Source organism: Candidatus Uabimicrobium amorphum (assembly GCF_009002475.1).
GTDB lineage: Bacteria > Planctomycetota > Uabimicrobiia > Uabimicrobiales > Uabimicrobiaceae > Uabimicrobium > Uabimicrobium amorphum.
This window is the reverse complement of the sequence record NZ_AP019860.1, coordinates 9,379,811-9,400,756: the sequence shown is the minus strand read 5'-3', so window position 1 is coordinate 9,400,756 and position 20,946 is coordinate 9,379,811. Positions and strand designations below refer to the sequence as shown.

Sequence of the window (20,946 nt, the reverse complement as noted above, 5' to 3'; positions counted from 1 at the left end):
ATATCCAACACAACATCATGTTCCGTCGTCTAAAAATAAAATGGAAGTTACACATGAAAAGCCAGGTCATATTGCCTGGCTTTTTTTATTGGCATATCTATGTTGTTTTTTCTTCTTGGGTGGAATCGCCATTTGCGTCAGGTGCTTTTTGAGACAAAAGTTGGTTTTGCTGCATAAATCCTTGGGTGAGGATGTTGAGTTTTTGCCAAATCTTACGTGAAAGACCATTTGTCAGTGTTTCTAAACTGTCTACGGCATTTAGCGATGCTTGATCTGCGAATTCGTCCACGTAAAGAGAACCCACTTTGCTAATAATGGATAGTAATTCCGAGCAATAGTCTAGATAGCGGTGTATTTGATAGGGAGTGAGCTTTCTTTCCGGCGAAGATTTGGTCTTATTTTTTCGCATGAACAATGTTTCAGGGTCTTTTGTCAATTGGTGCATGTCAACAACATGGGCCAGGGAACGCAACTCATGAATCGCTTTTACAATTAAATGTCGTTTATAGCGTGTTTCTAGAGACCACAGAAAGAAAATTCCTGCGCCAATAAACACCATCGAACTAATACCCGCCTCTAAAAATTCTAAAAACTCCAGTGTACTCGGTAGTTTTTTCACCTCGCCTAGTTGACTTAAAATCCATAGAAACAGTGCCACAATTCCCATGATAAGTACAATGCTCAGTGTGCGATATATTTTGTGTGGGCTATTGATCTTGTTTAGAAGATCTTTGGCCTCCGATGCAACATCTCTTACCTCTTTGGTAACATTTACCAAACCAGAATTTGGAAAACGTTCCCCAACTCTTTCGTGAAGACGGGTAATGGTTTTGACAATTTCTTCTGATTTGAGTGATCGATATTGTTTGGCCATATTTTTTCCTATAAAAAAAGCCAGAACTAAAAATTAAGTTAGTTCTGGCTAGAATACCTCAAGCATTTTATTTATGCAACTAAATATTTCCAATCTCGCGCTTTACTAAAGTCAGCTGTATTATAGATCAAATAAGAATTGCGATCAAAATCGATAATGCATACCAAACGGATATATGTATTGTCTTTATTCATGAAAGAACTTGCGCAATTCAATTTCGAGTATATCTGTGGTCCCTTATCACTGTTATTTTTTAATGCATCCAGGTTATCAAAATACATAATAAAGTGGTTGTTTTTTTTTATAATTAGTGCGCATCTATCCATATTGAACTCTGACTCCAAGTTGTTATAGAATGATATTGTTTATGCTATTGTAAATGACAATTTAATAAAAAGCACCCAAAGCTTTTCCGCCTTTATTCATAAAGAGTTGAAGATATCCATCTCATACAAGCCTTATTTTCAAAGCAAAAAAAATAGATATCATTTCTCATTCCAAGACTTTCGCGACTTCCGACCACACAGCACTTACGGGAAATATACTACAAAGCTTAACCTCTATATGATCGATATCCAAAATGACTCTTTCGACGCCACAAACACGAAAAAGACTCTTTGCGATAGGATGTGCATTTGCCACTTCAACGCCTTCATAGACCTCGCGTTTTTCATTTTTGCCGGGGAATATACGCGTAAGTTTCTCTGCACTCTCTTGCCACGGCGAAATCTGCGCTTGTGGAAAAATGTTCTTTATGGTTTTTACAATTTGCGGTAGAATTTCATCCCATACATGCAGATCTTTACGCTTAAAAACGCGAATTTCGTAACGAGTAATTTGCACACGGCGTACACCGTCAATTTCAAAAAAATAATGGGCAAAGAGATGCGTACGTGCTTTTGCCGCTGTCGCAAACATTTCTGCCATTTTAGTAGTTTGTTGTTGTGGTATAAAAAAAATGACCATATTTGGATTTGCAGGAAATTTTTGTACAATTTTCATAGAATGATTCTCTATTACAATGGTGTTTTCTCATGAAAAAATTTACTTTTGTTGTGGTATTGTTACTTACGATCGCCGTTATTCGCTGGCAATTTATGCCAACACAAGCCACAAGTTACAATTTACTTTTGATATCCGTTGACACACTTCGCGCCGATCGCCTCGGGTGCTACGGATATGAAACAGCACAAACGGAAAACATAGATCGCTTGGCGAGCGAAAGTGTCGTTTTTGAAAAATGTTTTGCCCAAGCACCACTCACATTTCCATCTCACGTGTCGATTATGACCGGAACAAATCCCACAACCCACAACATCAAAGACAATCTGTACTATAAACTAGATGAAAAAAATCTACCAACAATGGCCAGCATTCTCCAAGCTTATGGTTACCAAACCGCCGCAGTTGTCAGTGCTGCCCCTCTAAACAAAAGCAAAGGCCTAAATAAAGGTTTTGATTGGTACTCTGATGTGGAAGACATTACTGTTGAAGAAGATAGCAAATTTATTGCCGAGCGTACTGCCGAACACAGTGTAAAAATCGCCAACGATTACCTAGAAAAAATGACACAAAAATCCGATCCGTTTTTTTTGTGGCTACATTTATTTGATCCTCACGCAGAGTACAAGGCTCCACAACGTTTTGCCGAATCATTCATCCATCCATACGACGCAGAAATCGCCTATACCGATTATTGCCTGGGGCTACTATTCGACAAATTAAAAAAACTAGGTAAATATGACAATACCATCATCGTTTTCGTCAGCGATCATGGTGAAGGTCTAGGTGAACACGGAGAACTAAGCCATGGTTACTATATTTACAATTCGACCGTACATGTGCCACTGATGTTTAAAGTACCGAGCGCGGTCAAAAAAAGATATACTTTTCCCGTGCGCACCATTGATATATTACCCACCGTAATGGCGTTATTGGATAAAAGCGAACTTACAGATTACCATCAATCGACAAGAGAGCAACAAAGTGAAGGTTACGATTTGTCTCCTTATTTCACTTCGTCTTCTAAAGAAAATATGCAACCTCCGCCTTTGCGTTGTTACAGTGAAGCGTACTACGTTTATCATGTCTTTGGATGGAGTATTATGACAAGTGTTGTTGAAGGTGATTATAAATACATCGGCACAAAAGAAGGGGAATTATACAACATCGTCCATGATATGCACGAAAAAAACAATTTAGTTGAGGAAAAAAAATACACAGGACTTGTAAAAAAGATGCGCAAAACGTTAACAAAAATGCGTAAAAATACCGGTGTGTCGCAGACATTGAATGTAGATGATCCAAATGCAGCAGCACTCTCCGCAATTGGCTATCTACAAGGGCACAAACCCAAAATAGCCCCTACCTCTGGTCCAGATCCCGTGGAAATGCAAGACATTATCAAACTCATCACCAACGCGCAAACACAGATGTTCCTGCGTCGCTACACCCAATGCGAGAAAATCTTAAAAATCATCGTAGACAAAGATCCCAAAAATATCATGGCGTGGATGCTTTTCGGTAAACTCTACACGCAAATGGGACAATTTGCCAAATCCCTACAAGCCTTCACCAAAATGGAAGAACTATGTAAAACTTCGCGTTTCGCAAGAAGCGGCAGAATAGATGCGCTCATTCAACTGCAACATCTCGACAAAGCGCTAAATCTTATCGAGAAAACATTCACAGAAGAAACCGGTGCAGAACGCGATGCTTTTTTGCACTCACGTAAAGCGTACATACTTTTACAAAACAAAAACTATCGCGATGCTGAGCACAGCGCAAGTAAAGCACGTGAATACGATTCCACTTTACCAAGTGCTCCATTCTATCTAGCTCGTGCTTTACAAGCACAACAAAAATACGATGCGGCTGTCCAACAATATGCTGTCGCAGTAAAATTGCAAAACACCTACCCACAAGCCTACTATTATTGGGGAGAGTGTTTGCTAATGATGGGCAACAAACAGGAAGGTAAGAAACTTCTAGAATTAGCGCAAAAACAAAATCCACAGCTAAGTGAAAAAGTGAATGCTCTTTTGCAAAAATATTAGGCAGAAAATATACTGTGCTTTATGACTTCGAAACGTTTATCCAACTGTATTTGGGAGAACGGGCGGACACAAGGTCCGCCCCTACATTTCCATCGCGATTCCCTTAATTTTTAGCATTGATTTTCTGTAACTGGGAAATACCATAGTTTAATCTCGACTTTACTGTCCCCAGGGGAATTTCCAAAATCAGAGAAATTTCCTTGAGAGACTTTTTCTCGATAAAGCGTAAAAAAAGTACCGTGCGACTTGCAGTTGTCACTTGCGAAATGAGTTGCTGTAAATCAATATCAAGTGGAAGAGAATCCTCTTTTACCTCTACTTGCTCCTCAAGAAGCGAAACATCAAAGACGACAGGGACTTTTTTCTTGCGCAGATGGCGAAAAGTAACACGGCTAGCGATGCGGTAGATCCAGGTCATAAAGGCTTTTGGTTCTTCGAGAAGCCATAGTTTACGAAAAGCAATCATAAAAACTTCTTGCAATAAATCTTCTGCAAGATGCACATCTTTCGTTATTCCGTAAATATAGCGAAATATAGGCTGTTGTATCTTGCCAAACAAGCGATCCAACTCACTACGTTTGCCTGCTTGTGCCAATAAAACTAAGCGTGCTAAGGCAGAGTCTTCCATTTTCACACATCCAGGCTCTCATCGTTTAATTCACTATGTAATTCCAAAGCTTTCAGAATGCGCATCACATTTAACTTTAAATACGCTCCTAAAGTAAATAGCCCGGTCACAATAGTGCCATACGTTAGTAGTGCCGCAATAAGAATCAACCAATGAAGACGCTCGTGAAAATCCATGCATAACAAATACGTAAGCAGCAAAACACCTTCAAAAACTGCCATCATCACGAAAAAAAACTTAAAGTCTTGCTGTGCACGGTCTATTTTTTTCAAAGCCTGTTCTCTAACTTTATCTAAATTTTCCATAATACTTCTCCTAAAAAATGTGGTTTTATTTTTTAAGAGATAAAAACAAGCAAAAGGTTCGAAAATTTTTTATTTAAATTTTAACGATACGGGTTTTGACAGGATTAACAGGATGGACAGGAATAAAAAAATACTTTGTAGAGTTTTTCATCTGTGAATCCCATTAACAAATGCGTGGCAATTGTGTTCCACTTAGCATACGCGCAATCCTTTTTACGCCAAGGCAACTACTAATTTGCAGCCCACACCCGTCTTCTTCCACTTCTCCAATCACACAGGCACGCTCATTGTACTGTTGTAATATTTGTAAGGTATGTTGCGCATCTTTTTGCGGCACAATACACACGAAACGGCCTTCGTTTGCCGTGTACAAGGGATCAAGTCCCAAAATTTCGCATGCTCCCCGAACCCCTTCGTCCACCGGAACAGATGTTTCGGTTATGTGAATTCCTTTGTTTGCCGCTTGTGCAATCTCAATCAACGCGGTGGCCAATCCACCACGTGTCAGATCGCGCATACAATGTATTTCAATACTTGCTTCGAGTAACTGCTGTGTTACATTCGCGAATGCCGCGCAGTCGCTTACAATCGTCGACTCAAAACGCAACCCTTCGCGAACGGCCATAATCGCAATTCCGTGACGCCCGACATCACCACTTACAATGATGACATCTTTGTCGCAAATACTTTTGGGGGCTACGTCTAAATCGTTTTCGATAATACCTATGCCTGATGTATTGACAAAAATTCCATCACCACTTCCCTTATCGACAACCTTAGTGTCTCCTGTAACGATCTGCACATTTGCATCATTAGCGGCCTTGCGCATCGATTCCACAATTTGGAACAACGTCTCCACCTCAAGTCCTTCTTCTAAGATCATCGCCACACTTAAGTAAAGAGGGCGCGCTCCTCTTACAGCTAAATCATTCACGGTACCATTCACGGCGAGTGAGCCAATATCTCCGCCGGGAAAAAATAATGGTTGCACAACGTAAGAGTCTGTCGTGAAAGCGAGCTTTGTTTTCCCCACACCAAGCGCAGCGGAGTCGCTATTTTGCTGTAGAATAGGATTATCCCACGCGGGAATAAAAGCATTGTGGATTAAATCGTGCATCAATTTGCCCCCCCCTCCGTGGGCCATGGAAATTTTTGATTGTTGTTGTGGAGCGGGGCATTGCCATGTAAAACGCTGTTTGTCATCCATAAAAATCTCCATTTAGTGTCGGTATTGGTAATAAGCAGCACAGGCCCCTTCCGAAGAGACCATCGTCGCCCCTAGAGGGTTTTCAGGTGAGCATTGTTTAGCAAACAGAGGGCAGTCACACGGTTTTTTGACTCCACGTAAAATTTCTCCACTAATGCACGGTGTGCTTTCTTGCACGGTAATCTCCTCGACAGCAAAACGCCGCCGTGCGCAAAATGTTTGGTATTTGCCACGCAAATCAAAACCACTTTGCGCGATCACATCCATACCACGCCATTTTTGCGGTACGACAGCAAATACTTCCTCCATCAGCTTTTGCGCAGTGGTGTTTCCCTCGCGCTTCACAACGCGGCTGTATTGATTTTCCACTTTGTGTTGCCTTTTTTCCAACTGCAGAATACACATATAAATTCCCTGAAGTATATCCACCGGCTCAAAACCGGTAACAACAATAGGGACTTCATAATTTTGCGCGATATCTTCGTATTCTTCATACCCCATCACGGTACACACATGACCCGCCGCCAAAAAACCGTCCACATTACTTTCTTGTGCGTCGAGAATCGCTTTCATCGCCGGAGGGACTAGAACATGAGACACCAACAACGAAAAATTTTCGATGTTTTGCCGATGCGCTTGATATACCGCCATGGCATTGGCGGGAGCCGTCGTTTCAAAACCAATGGCAAAAAACACCACCTGCTTATCGCGATATTTCTTGGCCATTTCCAAAGCGTCTAGTGGCGAATACACAATGCGAACATCCCCACCTTGCGCTTTGATCGCAAGTAAGTCTTCGCGACTTCCTGGTACGCGTAACATATCGCCAAAAGAGCAAAAAATTACTTCGGGAAGTGCCGCAATTTGTAGTGCCACATCAATAATTTCTATGGGCGTAACGCACACCGGGCATCCCGGACCATGCAAAAGAGTAATATTAGACGGAAGTAAATGATCAATGCCAAATTTTACAATGGCATGTGTTTGCCCACCACAAACTTCCATAATCGTCCAATTTCCACGAGTGATACGTTGTATTTCTTCACTATATTTAAGTGCAATTTCACGTTTGCGATATTCATCAATATACTTCATATTTCGTCTTCCACAAGCTCTTCCATTTCCTGCAAATATTCAAAAACGCGTTGCGCTTCTTTTTCGTCGACTTTACTAATCGCAAACCCAACATGTACGAGAACATAATCACCAACACCTGCCTCTGGCACATACGCGAGATTTATATTCTTTACAATCCCCGCAAAACTCACTTTTCCTATACGTTCAAAATCTTCCCCTGTTGTGTAGAGTACCTTTCCAGGAATTGCCAAACACATTATAAATCTCCTTTATTTTGTTGCAGATAACAGGCATATATTTGCCCAAGAGAAATTCCTTCGTCATTTGTCGGGATTTCACGATGCCAGTACACCGAAAATCCTTCACGTCGCAATTGCCTTATGCACCCCTCCAACAGATATTTATTTTGAAAACATCCTCCACTGAGAACGACATTTTTTATTGCTACTCTACGGGCAATACGTACCGCCGCTTCGATCAAAAAAAGATGAAACTTTGTCGCAATTGTAGTTGCACAAACCCCCTTAGTAATATCGTCCACAATTTCGCGTAGCATTGGTTCCCAATCTATTTCCATAAACTCACCTTTGGATAAAGCGACAGGATATGCTGTACAATTTTTTTCCTCGGCCAAGAATTCGACAAGCATGGCGGCTTGGCCTTCAAATTCTTGTTGTTGGCATAGGTTTAATAGAGAGGCTACGGCGTCAAAAATACGCCCGACACTTGACGTTTGTGGAGCATTGATCTTGTTTTTCAACATAGCTTGTAAAATTTGTTTTTCGTGTGCGGAAAATGTTTTCCATACAGGTAGATCTAAATCAAATACTTGTTCGCCATATATCTCAAACAACAACCCCGCGGCACAACGTCGTGGTTCGGTAACGGCTTTTTCTCCACCTGGTAGACAAAACCGTCGAAAATGTGCGGTACGGCGAAAGTCGGCATTATTTACCTCAAGAAATTCTCCTCCCCACACCGTTGCATCTAGTCCATATCCAGAACCATCCCAAGCGAGACCTAAAACAGGTCCATGCAATTGATATTCCGCCATGCATGACAGAATATGTGCATGGTGATGCTGTACACGTACCACATTTTCACGTTCATTCAATAAATAGTTGGAACAATAACCTGGGTGCGCATCACCGATCAAACTTTGCGGTGCCGTGGCGTATATTTTTTGTATGAATGATACGTTATTGCAAAAGGCTTCATAATTTGTTTTCACCTGCAAATCTCCGAGATATGGACTTATGAATACGTTATTCGCCACGGAAAGAGCGATGGAATTTTTCAAATCGCCGCCGACCGCAAGTGTTGACGGCATATCTCTTTTTAATAAAATGGGACGTGGCGCATAGCCACGCGCACGACGCATCACCATTTCGCGGCCCATCACAACGCGCACAATCGAGTCATCCGCATGGTGAGCGATTTTGCGGTTGTGCACCAAAAACAACGAAGCCACATTGCCTAACGTTTGGATCGCGTAGTCCTCTTGTGTACAAATACATTCATGCGAGCGGTTACCACTCGTCACCACTATAGGGCGTTGCAGGTCATGAATAATCAACGCATGCAGTGGCGTATACGGAAGCATCACGCCGTAATACAAATTTTGTGGTGCCACCCATGGATAAACATCATTTTTATGCCTAAGTAGTACAATAGGAGATTCGGGGGAAATCAGTAAATTTTCTTCGAGTTGCGAAACAAAACAATCGTTTTTCACACTTTGCAAATTTGGATACATGATGGCAAATGGTTTGTAAAATCGCTGTTTCTTTTCGCGTAACTTTTTTACCGCAGCCTCATTGGTCGCATCTACGACAAAATGAAATCCTCCTAACCCCTTAACTGCCACGATTTCTCCGCAGCGAATAGCCTCTACGGCATTACACAAAGCCGCGTCATGTGTAGAAATGACCTCTCCTGTTTCCTTTAAAAGTTGTAAATGTGGGCCACATGCATGGCAAGCATTGGGTTGGGCATGAAAGCGACGATTTTGCGGATTTGTATATTCATCGCGACAATCCTGACACATAGAGAACACATCCATTGTGGTATTTTCGCGATCATAAGGGAATTTAGTAATGATACTGTAACGTGGTCCGCAGTTTGTGCAATTGGTAAAAGGATAACGATAGCGACGATTGAGTGGGTCAAAAATTTCATTGAGGCAGTCACCACAAATAGACATGTCAGGCAATATCACTGTATCAATCATTGATGACTGCGTACTGTGTTCTATCTCAAAGTTACGATAGCCAACTACTGGTTTATCACAACTTTGGATGTGAGTAATCCATGCACAACGCGGTTTTTCTGTAGAGAGTTTTTGTAAAAACTCTTGTGTATTTTTTTTTGGGCCCTCGATTTCAATCATAACACCTTGTGTCGAATTCCTCACATATCCATGTACATTCAGTGATTTTGCAAGGTGATACACAAACGGCCGAAATCCTACACCTTGTACGATTCCCTTAACCACGATACTTAAATGATGAAAGTCTTCTTGCATAAAGTTACTCATAGTTGCGATCGGTTTAGTACGTCTATCTCATTTTGGGGAACGGGCGGACACTGGGTCCGCCCCTACATTCCACCATCCTATATTTGTATTCCTTTTATGCGCAATGCTTATTCACTTTCCATGACTTCGATACTATCTAAAATAATTTGTTGGGCGTTGGGGTCATTGGTATCGGTTAAAACCTCTATTTCTAACTCTGCCCCTTCGGCCACTGTATTATTGGAGGAGTGTTCAAAGTGTTCGCGAAAGTGATCTGCGGAAATATGTGCCAATGCCCCTAGTTTCACTTTCACTAAGGTGACTTTGTCCGCTTGTTGCTCTTGGGCAATATTTTGAATCTTACGCATTAAGTCGGCCAACAATGAATATTCATGCATGTTTATTTCCTTTAGTTGGTTAAGTTTATATCTTCGAGTATCAATTCTACAACTTTATTTGCGGTTTCCCTTACAGCATCACTGATTTCACCACCCATGGCAAAATTCTCTCCAGCAATCCCATAAATGTTCACTTCCGCAGGTAGCTCTTGTAAAGCCTTTGACAATTCTACAGCTTCTGCGACAGAAAAAGCATGTGTAGAATAATGAAAAAAATCTCCGGGAACTTGTTCTTCATGAGCTTTGATACAAAAAAGTTCTCCACAATCGCAGTCCGCCTGGACAGCGTCCACCACAATCACTTTAGAGTGGCCACGCCACATTTCCATTAGTTCAGCGCCGTCACCACATAATTCTTTAACTTTTATATGCGCAGGCAAATCTATTTTGTGTAGTTGCTGAACAATCCACGGGCCAATGCCGTCGTCCCCGCGGTAGCTATTTCCTATGCCAACAATAAGCATATCAAGATCTCTTAATGTGCAGTTTTAAAAAATGGGTGGCACATGAAATGCAAGGGTCGTAATTGCGAACCGCTTGTTCACAACGCCATGTCAATTCTTTTTCAGGCAAATCGATGTACTGCGCGACAAAATGCCGCAAATCTTCTTCGATCATTTTTTGGTTTTGTGACGTGGGGGGAACAATGCGCGCATCGCGGATCATTCCCTCATCATCGATTTCATAACGATGATAACAAATTCCTCGCGGTGCCTCTGTACATCCATGTCCAACGCCCGCTTGAACCTTAAAATCCATCATTGGCTGTGGCGGTTCATATTCGCTTATAATACGTAGAGCCTCTTCGCAAGCGTATAAAACTTCTATACCACGCACGATAATACTTTGAAAAGGATTGCAACATGTTTTTTGCAAATTATTTTGCAAGGCGACTTGTTGAATTTCTTGTGGTAGCGTTGCAAAATTTAAACTATATCGTGCCAATGGCCCAACTAGGTATGCACCGCGCTCTTTGTGAATGCAGTGTAATGCATTTGAATATGCCACGTGCTGCTCGACAAAATGGTCGTTAAAATGTGCAATATCAATATCTAAACCTTGACTTGATACCAAACGTCCTTCGTTAAAAGGGTATTCATCTTTGTGGCGCAAAGCAACAAATTCATAATTTTGTTGAAAATCTGGTATGGGAAGTTGCGCTGCCCACTCCACGGTTTGCAGTGCGGCATCTCTTGCCCATTTTAATTCTTCCGCAAGAGGTTCCAGCTCACGCTTTGTTGGAACTTTGTAAAAACCACCGACACGCACATTGATCGGATGAATTTCACGTCCCCCCAGGACTTTGAGAATTTCATTTCCCACTTTTTTTAGACGCAAACCACGCTTTACCTCTTCGGGATACTCTTTGGCCATGGAAATGGCATCCTGATAACCTAAAAAATCAGGTGCATGTAGCATATAAATGTGTAAAACGTGACTTTCAATCCATTCTCCGCAGTATAATAAGCGCCGCAAATCACGCAACGATCCTTCCACTTTAACCTCCAGTATTTGTTCCATGGCATGAACGGCACTCATTTGATAAGCGACGGGACAAATTCCACAAATACGTGCGGTGATATCTGGAGCCTCGCTATAACTACGCCCACGCAAAAACGCTTCAAAAAAACGTGGCGGCTCGAAAATTTTTAGTTTTACGTCCTGTAATTTATTATCTTGCACTTCAATATGTAATGCCCCTTCGCCTTCTACACGTGCAAGATAATCAACCTTAATGGTTTTTTTCTTACCTTTCACACTCTTCCTCCTTAGATTCACAATCTGGATAGGCATTAAATGTATTCAAAATACGCGAAATTTCACTTTGCTCTACCCCTAAGTGTGCATACCATTTGCTGATAGATGCGACATTAGGAGTTTCTTTTGCGCCAAAACATCCAAAACATCCACGGTTATATGCGGGACAAAGCGCCTTACACCCCGCGTGCGTAATGGGTCCCAAACACGGAGCCTTTTTTGTCACCATGACGCAAACTGTACCGCGCAACTTACACTCCATACACACACTGTGCGAGGAAACATTTGGTTTGCGTTTATTTAAATAAGCGTTGATTACTTCGAGTAGTTGCTCTTTGTTAATGGGACAACCACGTAGCTCGAAATCCACTTTTACATGTTGCGAAATGGCAGTAGACGTTTCTAAGGTAGAGATATATTCGGGGTGTGCGTAGACAATGCGTACAAAGTCATCGACATTTTGCAAATTGCGTAGCGCTTGTATACCTCCCGTCGTTGCACATGCCCCGATGGTAATCAAAAACTTAGAATTACGACGTATTTCATGTATACGTTGCGCATCGTGCTCTGTAGTAATAGATCCTTCGACCAATGAAAGATCGTAGGGACCTTCTACCACATTACGCGTCGCTTCGGGAAAATACGCAATTTCTATTGCTTCGGTTATCGCCAAAAGTTCATCTTCGCAATCAAGCAAAGTAAGTTGACATCCATCACAAGAAGCGAATTTCCACACCGCAAGTTTTGGCTTCTTTGTACCTGCCATTACAATTCTCTCTTTCTAAAGCTGTCTTGTATGTCTGCGTAGCAAAAAACAGGTCCATCTTTGCACACAAACTTTGCTCCGTATTGGCAATGGCCACAATAACCAACAGCACATTGCATGTTGCGTTCCATCGACACATATATATCATCCATCTTGACCTCTCGTCTTAAAAGTTCACGGATGGAAAAATGCATCATAATCTCTGGTCCACAAACCATCACCATTACATTGTGTGGTGCAAAATCTTTTCGTGTAATGAGATTTGTCACGACACCAACGTGTCCGTTCCAGTCGCCATTACTACCGCTGTCAACCGTTACTTTGAAATTCAAACTCTGCTGCCACTCTTCCCATTGCTGTTGATATAAAAGATCTTTACAAGAGCGCGCCCCGTACAACACCGTCACATTATTATAAGAAGAGCGATTTGCGATAATATGATAAATCACAGGACGTAAAGGAGCTAAACCAATTCCTCCTGCAATGAGTAGAATATCTTTCCCAGTTGCATCATGGATCGGCCAATAACTGCCATAAGGACCGCGAATTCCTAAATGTTGTCCGACTTGCAATTTGCTCATTTCATTGGTTACTGTTCCCACAGCACGGATGGTATGTGTTAACGCGTCGCGACGTTCGCAATCACCGCTAATAGAGATAGGTACTTCTCCTACCCCAAATAGATACATCATATTAAATTGCCCAGGCATAAATGAGACAATTTGATTCTCTTGCTGGGCAACTAGCTCCAGCGTAAAAGTATCGTGGGTGTCGTACGCCATTTTTTCCACGGTGTAAATATTCGGGCACATCGGATCACTTCTCATGCTCATTCCTTTCATGAAGACGCACCGTAAAGATCAGCCAATTGTAGGCGCGATTGTTTTAAACGTCGTACAACAATGTAAGAAAAGCGTTTAAGTAATTCGTAACCGAATCGAGGATTTTCATTCATTTCTTGACGTAATATCTTTCCATCAATGGCGATAATATGTGATTTTTCCACACAGCAGCCGTCAAATTCACGCCGGTAGGGACTAATAAGAGCGGACCAGCCCAAAAGTTCATTGTCTCCTAGCGTTTGCATGCAAACATGACCTCGCCGAGGAGTAAAAAGTTCTATCGCCACCTTGCCATCTTTGATGATGTAAAACGTATTTGCTTCCTCATCTTCCTTAAAGATGCGCTCTCCTGCATCAAAAGTCAAAAGTTGAGTGTTACGCAAAATAATGTCAAAATGCTCCGCGGAGAGTTCCTTAAAAAAAGGATGGCGCAGTAAATCATTTTTAAGTGATTCCATCATTTTTGTCCTTATCGCAAATGTGCGTAATTTCTTCTGTCACGTCAATTCCCACAGGGCACCAGGTGATACAGCGTCCGCATCCAACACATCCACTGGAACCAAATTGGTCTATCCATGTAGAAAACTTATGTGTTAACCATTGTCTATATCTAGATTTTACCGAAGAGCGCACACTCCCGCCATGCAAATAAGAAAAATCCATCGTAAAACAAGAATCCCAACGCCGTACGCGCTGCGCTTTTTCGCCTGTAAGATCTGTAACGTCTTCCACCGCCGTACAAAAACAGGTAGGACATACCATTGTACAATTACCACAACTCAAACATCGCTCAGCCACTTCTTCCCACCGTGCATGATCGTGGTTATCGATAAGTAGACTCTGAATATTGAACGTGTCTACACTACGCCCCATTTGTTCTCGTGCTTCATCAACCGTATCCATCGCCAATTGAATTTCTTCCGCACGAGCTTCACGGTGCACAATTTTTTCCAGTAACGCTTGCCCCTCGATAGAACCAACGCTAACAACAAAGTAATGTTTTTCTTCCTCCATAACTTCGCTAAGCGCTAGATCAAAACCTTCAGAAACCTGTGGCCCGGTGTTCATCGAAGAGCAAAAACATGTTTCTCCTGCTTGTCCGCAATTCACCGCAACAATGAAACTCTCCTTACGACGTTTTTCATATGTAGAATCGACATATGGTCCCTCCATGAAAACTCGATCCTGAATTTTTATCGCGTGAAGTTCACAAGACCTTACACCAATAAAAGCATACCTAGGTACTTCGTTTACCTCTGGGCAGATCTCGAATCCCTGTTCATTTTTTTGTGCTTCCCAAAGTTTTAAAGATGGTGGATGAAGAAATTTCTTCCACGAATGCGGCCCAACATTGTAACCAAACAATGCGTTGTCCGCTCTTTTTTGCAACTCATATCCACCGGCATTTTGTACATCTGTCCATCCGCAAGGGAGTTCATGAACGGAAGTGACTTCGTCATAAACAATAGCACCTTCACGAACAGTAGGTGCCGCAATCTTATAGCCTAGTTCACTAAGTGCGGCAAAAAGCTGATCAAAGTGTTGATATTCAATTACAATTTGTGACGAAAAAGATATACTCATTTCTATTTCCTTTGTTGTGTCACGCTGCTATTTTGATAAAAAATCAAAATGTAAGATTGTAAGCTATACTTTACAGTAATAGAGACATGCAAAATGCATGCCATTCGCAATGGCCTCTTTAAAGCAGAATTTTGCCTTACTACTATGACAACCTAAAATAACCGGCTATAGTTTCCATAACAAAATTTGAAGATAGCACGGAAGTTTCGAGTCGAAACTCATATGCATTTTTATAAAAAAATTTCGTTTTCATTAACGTAATTTTCTAATATAATCTATGTAATTAACCACAGGGAGAGGACAATGAAAATAGAAACAAATATTTACTGGCTAGCAAAATACCTAAATGACTACATTCTTCAACGAGAAAAACAGCAGTTGCAACGACAAATTGATAAACAAAAGCATATCAAAGAGCAAATTGCAATGTGCCCCCCTCCCGAGTCAATCCAGATGTACTTACTCAACCGCCACGTTTTAGAAAATGATTCGTTACATCATATTCACCATTGCCAAATTTGCAAAAAACGTCTTGAATTTGCCGACTACGTACACGCACAATTTCACTTATTAGGCATGACAAAACACCTAGGACTAGAACAAACAAAAGCGTGCTTCACCAAGTTAGATCCTTATTTTCGCGAATATCTACTAGAAAAACATCAAAAACAAACCGCAATGAAATCATCACTTAACTTTAAAAAAGCTCCACATCATCTAAAAACAGTATTGTCAAAAAAGAAAATCTAAACATGCTATTACCTAATAATCGCTATCATATACAAAAAGTGTTAGGCCACGGTGGTATGGGGAATGTCTACCTTGCCTTAGACACAACAACGAATTTACAAGTCGCCATAAAGGAATGTTCGTTAAACAAAGACGAACCTGATGTTACGGCGCGGCGCATCCAACGCGAATATCACTTCATGAAAACCATAAATCATCCTAATGTTGTAAAGGGACTTGACTTTTTTCCTGGCAAAGGGAAATTGTTTATTGTTATGGAGTATGTGAAAGGGCTCACGCTTGAGGATCTTATACGTCGTTATCCACGTTCATTGTCACTTGACCAACAAATAGAGATTAGCCAGAAGATATGTCAAGGAATCGCAGCTCTTAATGAGCATGGAATCATTCATCGCGATATAAAACCCTCCAATATTATGTTAACGAAAGATTACACTCCCAAAATTTTAGATTTAGGGATGGCAAAAAATATCAACAGCGAATTATCTAAACTGACGAAGACGGGGAGTATTGTAGGAACTCCAGGATATATGAGCCCCGAACAAATAGATCCACAACTGAAAGTAGGGAGCAATACGGATGTCTTCTCCTTGGGAGTGGTTTTCTATCAATTCTTCACTTGGGAAAAATATTCTCCTTTTTATGGTGGAAGTGTCATCTCGACAATTGATCGCATAGTGAATATGAAACTACCCAAGATTCACACTCTCGTTGTCGAAAAGAATCCACAGCTCATGGAAGTGTCTCATATTATAAACAGTGCTCTACAAAAAAAGCCCGAGGAAAGAATTGCTTCGGTAAGAGTGATGTTGGAAATGTTTGAAAGCAAAGAGATCAGTCTTGAGTTGAGAAAAATTAACGAACAACTGAAACGAACTTCCGCACGTCGCCGCCATAAACCTCAAAAATCTTATTTTGCTTGGTACGTAACCATATGTGTCACTCTAAGTATACTCATCATGATAGCCATCATTAGTCGCTAGCATATTCGAAACATTAAACTCAACAAACGAAAACGGCCACCTACCCGCATCGGATTTTTTTATCCAAAAAATACGTCAGGTTTCGCGTGTACGTATCTATTTATCAATAGACCTCTTACTTGTACCATAAATACAACGGCTTTCTTTCATCTTCAAATTTTAAACTATCTTTGACATGCACGCCAAATAAGATTTCAACAAGCTTCTGAGGATAGTGCTCTAATGCGTACTCTATATATTGTCCAGGAACATCCATACGAAAACCAAAATAGGAATTCTCTGTGGACACGGTGGATGGTTCAAAAATATTTTTGAACCACGAAGCAACAAATGAAGGCGAGCGTAACAAATTGAGATTCAACAAATACAACCTACCGTCATCACACCCTATGGCGTATGAGTCATATTTAGGATGCCGATAAATACAATGAGCGTTTATCGGGAACTTCTGTAGTAATTTACCGGAGATTGTACTCCACAAATAAATCTCATCACCTAAGATGAATATTTTGTCACCTTCCAAAGAAAAACATATACCTTTAATCGCATAATCTATATTCGCCCACTCTTTGACTTTATTCATCGTGCGAAAGTCATAGAGTACTACATTTTTTCCCGCGATAGCCAATAATCTTTTTTGCGGATGGTAGCTTAAAAACCGCGACAACTTTCCCCCATGAAATTCCGTTATTTTACGCGATAGTTGCAAATCCCATATAACTACCTTGCCGGAAAATCCCAAACTAATCACTCTTTTCTCGCGCGGCAAAACAATATAGTCGATAATGTACCGTTGGTGCTGTCCCAATAATTTTCTTTGTTGCTTTGCATCCCAGGTAAATAATCTAAATTTAGGTACTGTTGAGGCAATGATATTATCCCTGTTTTGCAAAAACCTTACCGCCGAAAACTCCTCAGGCTTTTGTACTTCTTGTCTACGAAGTTGTTTTTTAGAAACTAGGTCCCAAATAGTAACTTGATGGCTATCGTTTGCCATTATTTGTGAAGAATGACGGTGAAAGTCAATATTCTTTACATGGCCATGGAAACCTGTAAAAGTATGAAGTTTTTTTCGTGTTTTTACGTCCCATAAACACATCGATTGATCAAAAGATCCTGTCGCTATTTTTGTTCCATCTGGACTAAAGCGTACTTTATTGATAATAGAACTGTGGCCAGGAAGCCTTCGCAAAAGACTATTCGTAACCGAAATTGCCCCACCATGAAAACCTGTCGCCACAGCAGAATAATCATGATTTGGCACCATACAACAACTGTTTGAAACAGAATGCAATACCTTTTGTCGCTCTGTATCAAAAACAATGGTATAACTTTTTACCTCTTCGCTTGTTCCTGAACAATAAATGATGTTATGGTCATCACTAAACTCTACTTTTTCTATAAAAGACAGGGGGATGTTAATTTTTGTGACTACCCGCAAATTCTGCAGGTCAACCTTTGTAAACGTATTGTCCCAAGCAACAATCCCCATGTAACGATGATCTTTTGTGAATCGAATATAATTTACCTTCGTCTCCAGAGTCGTGATCTTTTTCCATTGTGACTGCCACAAATAGACGCCATGATTTTTGGTGGAGAGAAAAAAACTACTGTTTTTCGGGTGATATTGAATATAGTGTGCTTCGCCTGGTGCCGTAAATGATTTTAATTTTTTTCCTGAAAAACTAGAAACAGTTATATCTTTTCCTGAAAAACTCACTATTTGCTTTAAATGTGAATGCACATCTCCACGGCGTTGTCGCTCATTCGTCAATATTTTTTGTATCAGCTTTAGTTTGGGCTCTAATTCCCATAGCAAAAAATATACTTGACCAATTTTAGAATCAAAACAGTACATAACCAACTTGCCATCCGCTAAAAATTTAACGTAGAAAGGCTGGTACTGCTCAATACAATGTAACACCTGTCCGGTTTGCGCGTTCCATATAGTTGTAATCCCACCGGAATTCAAAGTGACCATTTTTTTATTGTCAAAACTCCAATGAATAGAGTGTATCGTGGGAGCGTTGCCGATCTTACTATAGAGCTTCTTTTGCGTAGCAACATCCCACAAGACAATTGACTTATACGCCTCTATAAGTCTTTTTTCATCTGAAGAAAAACACATAACCCCTATCGCGCGTGATGATAGCAATCTCACATTCTTAGGTAGCATACGCCCTTGCTCCATAGAAACAACCTCGATGTGTCTTCGTCGGACAAGCGCCATTTCGCGACCAGAAGGAGAAAGGGAAAAATCAACGCAATCCTCTCTTACATAAGAACTCATTTTTTTGCGTTTTTTCATATCCCAAGTAATGATCCCCTCAGTTGAGTGGTAGACAAGATAGTTATGTGGATGAAATTGCACATTATACAGTTTTTCACTTACAGAAAACGAATGAGTCAACTTTGTTGCTGACACACTCCAAATACAAATTTGCTTTGCACAAATTCCACAAATCTTTGTCCCATCGTTGTTGAAACGCAAGGATCTTACAGGCGCAGGTGTTTTTATTATTTCGACGTGACCATTTGTGATATCAAGAAAATGAAGTTTATTCATACTTGAAAAAACACAGATAGTTCGATACAAAGCAATACCGGTAATAGACTTGTAAGAAAACTTTGTCATTTTTTGCGTAGCGATGTCCAAAATACAAATCTTATCGCGGATGGTCAGTGCTAACTTTTTCTTATCTTGGTCAATAGCCGATAGGGAAATCCGGTCGCGAAAAGCACAAGATTTTTTCAATTTTCCAGAATGCAAATCCCAAGTAATCACTTCATTATCATCAACAGAAATCACACTATTTTGCTTGGCGTAAACAGCTCTGATTTCGCGATCAGAATAGTAAACACCTGGAAATCGCCAACGTATTCCGCTATGTAAAAAAGCTTGGCGAATATACTTTTTGGATTGCGAACGCAACTGGGAAACCTCTGGATTATCTTCGTAGTTGTGAAGCGTTTGTAAAGCAGTTCCTCCGAATGCTCCCAGTTGCTTCCAACGACTTTTTTCTTGTGCCGACTTTGCTTTAGATAGTAATATTTTTGTTAAACGCACCGCCATGTTGTACTCTTTTTTTTGTGACTCCAAACGTTCTTTCTGTACGATTTCATGCGCTTTCTCAACCGCTTTTTTCTCTTCTTGTAGTTCACTTAAGGTATCTTGCAAAATGCTTTTGTGATGCAAAAGCATTCCCATTAGTGTCATCAACAGCAAAAAACTAATCACGACGATCGATGACACAACTTTGTAGCGTAAGATAAAATTAGTAAAATGGCGCACGGCACTATATTTCTTAGCAATAATCGGTCGATTGTTTTTATAATTCTCAAAATCTTTCACTAGTTGTGTAAAAGAAGCGTAGCGCCGCAGAGGATTGCGTTGTAGACACTTCAGGCATATTGCTTCTAAATAAGGACAGATATCGGGGTTTAGATGCCGCAGAGGAATGGGATCTTTCTCCATAATTTGACAAATAACATTGACCTCTATTTCCCCCTGGAATACCGTACGATAGGTAAGTGCCTCATACATCGTGGCCCCAAGTGAATAGATATCACTTTCAAAAGTGGCTTTTCCTTGTACCTGTTCCGGAGACATGTACAAAATGGTTCCAATCATTTGCCCTGTTTTGGACAGCTGTTGGGTTGCATCGGAAATTTTAGCCACTCCAAAGTCCATCAATTTTGGGACACCATCTTTACGAATCATGATGTTACTTGGTTTTATATCGCGATGAATAATATTATGTTCATGTGCACATTGCAGCGCTTTACATACGGGAATCATCAAATCAACAAGCTGCTGCACTTGAATTTTACGATTGTAAATGAGATGCGTCAGGCTAACACCTTCGATGTACTCCATAGTAAAATAAGGCCGTGGGGTCCTGCCAAATTCATAAAATCGCACAATATTTGGATGATTGAGTTTGGCCACAGCAGACATTTCGTGAAAAAAGCGCTCCATGTGCTCCTTGTCTTGACTCAACATAACTTTTAAAGCCACATGTCTCTTAAATTTGCGATCGTAAGCACCATAAACAATTCCCATGCCTCCGCGCCCCAACTCACTTTGTAAAGTGTAGCGACCAAACTCAACTGTTTTTTGTTGAGATTTCCCTGCCGGTGAAGATCGATCATCATGTGCGTACATATATCGGTCCTAGAATGAACTTGTAAATTTTGCGAAAA

The 20,946-nt window shown here is 40.8% G+C and carries 19 protein-coding genes; 3 read left to right on the top strand and 16 right to left on the bottom strand.

Annotation, left to right across the window (positions count from 1 at the left end; all coding sequences use genetic code 11):
- Positions 1 to 97: 97 nt before the first annotated feature.
- Complete coding sequence (locus UABAM_RS32995) at positions 98 to 874, bottom strand: hypothetical protein (protein WP_152021880.1); 777 nt, start codon at positions 872 to 874, stop codon at positions 98 to 100.
- A 492-nt stretch (positions 875 to 1,366) separates the two neighbouring features.
- The gene (locus UABAM_RS32990; RefSeq protein WP_152021879.1) at positions 1,367 to 1,876 is read right to left on the bottom strand and encodes a NifU N-terminal domain-containing protein; all 510 of its coding nucleotides are present in this window, start codon (positions 1,874 to 1,876) and stop codon (positions 1,367 to 1,369) included.
- 32 nt (positions 1,877 to 1,908) lie between these two features.
- Between UABAM_RS32990 and UABAM_RS32985 the strand changes: the two genes are divergently transcribed.
- Positions 1,909 to 3,930, top strand: coding sequence for a sulfatase-like hydrolase/transferase (locus UABAM_RS32985; protein WP_152021878.1), 2,022 nt, complete (start codon positions 1,909 to 1,911; stop codon positions 3,928 to 3,930).
- A 103-nt stretch (positions 3,931 to 4,033) separates the two neighbouring features.
- Here the strand turns inward: UABAM_RS32985 and UABAM_RS32980 are convergent, their stop codons facing one another.
- The 13 genes from UABAM_RS32980 to UABAM_RS32920 all read right to left on the bottom strand — a co-directional run bounded on the left by UABAM_RS32980 (position 4,034) and on the right by UABAM_RS32920 (position 15,010).
- A complete protein-coding gene (locus tag UABAM_RS32980; protein WP_152021877.1) occupies positions 4,034 to 4,558 on the bottom strand; it encodes an RNA polymerase sigma factor in 525 nt (174 codons plus the stop codon).
- 2 nt (positions 4,559 to 4,560) lie between these two features.
- The gene (locus UABAM_RS32975; RefSeq protein ID WP_152021876.1) at positions 4,561 to 4,863 is read right to left on the bottom strand and encodes a hypothetical protein; all 303 of its coding nucleotides are present in this window, start codon (positions 4,861 to 4,863) and stop codon (positions 4,561 to 4,563) included.
- 163 nt (positions 4,864 to 5,026) lie between these two features.
- Positions 5,027 to 6,070, bottom strand: a complete 1,044-nt coding sequence (gene hypE / locus UABAM_RS32970; protein ID WP_152021875.1) for a hydrogenase expression/formation protein HypE — start codon at positions 6,068 to 6,070, stop codon at positions 5,027 to 5,029.
- A gap of 12 nt (positions 6,071 to 6,082) precedes the next feature.
- Positions 6,083 to 7,165 carry a hydrogenase formation protein HypD gene (hypD, locus tag UABAM_RS32965; protein ID WP_152021874.1) on the bottom strand — a complete coding sequence of 361 codons (1,083 nt, stop codon included), beginning with the start codon at positions 7,163 to 7,165 and terminating at the stop codon, positions 6,083 to 6,085.
- The gene (locus tag UABAM_RS32960) at positions 7,162 to 7,404 is read right to left on the bottom strand and encodes a HypC/HybG/HupF family hydrogenase formation chaperone (protein WP_152021873.1); all 243 of its coding nucleotides are present in this window, start codon (positions 7,402 to 7,404) and stop codon (positions 7,162 to 7,164) included. Before UABAM_RS32960 ends, hypD begins: the two co-directional genes overlap by 4 nt.
- Entirely contained in the window at positions 7,404 to 9,683 is a 2,280-nt protein-coding gene (gene hypF, locus UABAM_RS32955) for a carbamoyltransferase HypF (RefSeq protein WP_152021872.1), read from the bottom strand. Before hypF ends, UABAM_RS32960 begins: the two co-directional genes overlap by 1 nt.
- 107 nt (positions 9,684 to 9,790) lie before the next feature.
- Entirely contained in the window at positions 9,791 to 10,060 is a 270-nt protein-coding gene (locus tag UABAM_RS32950; protein WP_152021871.1) for a hydrogenase maturation nickel metallochaperone HypA, read from the bottom strand.
- 11 nt (positions 10,061 to 10,071) lie between these two features.
- Positions 10,072 to 10,524 carry a hydrogenase maturation protease gene (locus UABAM_RS32945; RefSeq protein WP_152021870.1) on the bottom strand — a complete coding sequence of 151 codons (453 nt, stop codon included), beginning with the start codon at positions 10,522 to 10,524 and terminating at the stop codon, positions 10,072 to 10,074.
- 1 nt (position 10,525) lies between these two features.
- Positions 10,526 to 11,854 (bottom strand): Ni/Fe hydrogenase subunit alpha, encoded by a 1,329-nt coding sequence (locus UABAM_RS32940; protein ID WP_152021869.1) that lies wholly within the window; start codon positions 11,852 to 11,854, stop codon positions 10,526 to 10,528.
- On the bottom strand, positions 11,808 to 12,584 hold the full coding sequence (locus UABAM_RS32935) for an NADH-quinone oxidoreductase subunit B family protein (protein WP_152021868.1): 777 nt from the start codon (positions 12,582 to 12,584) through the stop codon (positions 11,808 to 11,810). Before UABAM_RS32935 ends, UABAM_RS32940 begins: the two co-directional genes overlap by 47 nt.
- Positions 12,584 to 13,411 carry an FAD/NAD(P)-binding protein gene (locus tag UABAM_RS32930; RefSeq protein ID WP_152021867.1) on the bottom strand — a complete coding sequence of 276 codons (828 nt, stop codon included), beginning with the start codon at positions 13,409 to 13,411 and terminating at the stop codon, positions 12,584 to 12,586. Before UABAM_RS32930 ends, UABAM_RS32935 begins: the two co-directional genes overlap by 1 nt.
- Positions 13,412 to 13,422: 11 nt before the next feature.
- Complete coding sequence (locus UABAM_RS32925; protein WP_152021866.1) at positions 13,423 to 13,887, bottom strand: Crp/Fnr family transcriptional regulator; 465 nt, start codon at positions 13,885 to 13,887, stop codon at positions 13,423 to 13,425.
- On the bottom strand, positions 13,871 to 15,010 hold the full coding sequence (locus tag UABAM_RS32920; RefSeq protein WP_152021865.1) for a 4Fe-4S dicluster domain-containing protein: 1,140 nt from the start codon (positions 15,008 to 15,010) through the stop codon (positions 13,871 to 13,873). Before UABAM_RS32920 ends, UABAM_RS32925 begins: the two co-directional genes overlap by 17 nt.
- Positions 15,011 to 15,313: 303 nt before the next feature.
- On the opposite strand from UABAM_RS32920, the gene UABAM_RS32915 reads away from it, so the two are divergent.
- Together UABAM_RS32915 and UABAM_RS32910 are read left to right on the top strand one after the other, a co-directional pair.
- A complete protein-coding gene (locus UABAM_RS32915) occupies positions 15,314 to 15,760 on the top strand; it encodes a hypothetical protein (RefSeq protein ID WP_152021864.1) in 447 nt (148 codons plus the stop codon).
- Positions 15,761 to 15,762: 2 nt separating this feature from the next.
- Positions 15,763 to 16,743, top strand: coding sequence for a serine/threonine-protein kinase (locus UABAM_RS32910; protein WP_152021863.1), 981 nt, complete (start codon positions 15,763 to 15,765; stop codon positions 16,741 to 16,743).
- A 115-nt stretch (positions 16,744 to 16,858) separates the two neighbouring features.
- On the opposite strand, the gene UABAM_RS32905 is transcribed toward UABAM_RS32910, so the two are convergent.
- Positions 16,859 to 20,908: a protein kinase domain-containing protein gene (locus tag UABAM_RS32905; RefSeq protein WP_152021862.1), complete on the bottom strand. Its 4,050-nt coding sequence runs from the start codon at positions 20,906 to 20,908 to the stop codon at positions 16,859 to 16,861.
- Between the last annotated feature and the right edge of the window lie 38 nt (positions 20,909 to 20,946).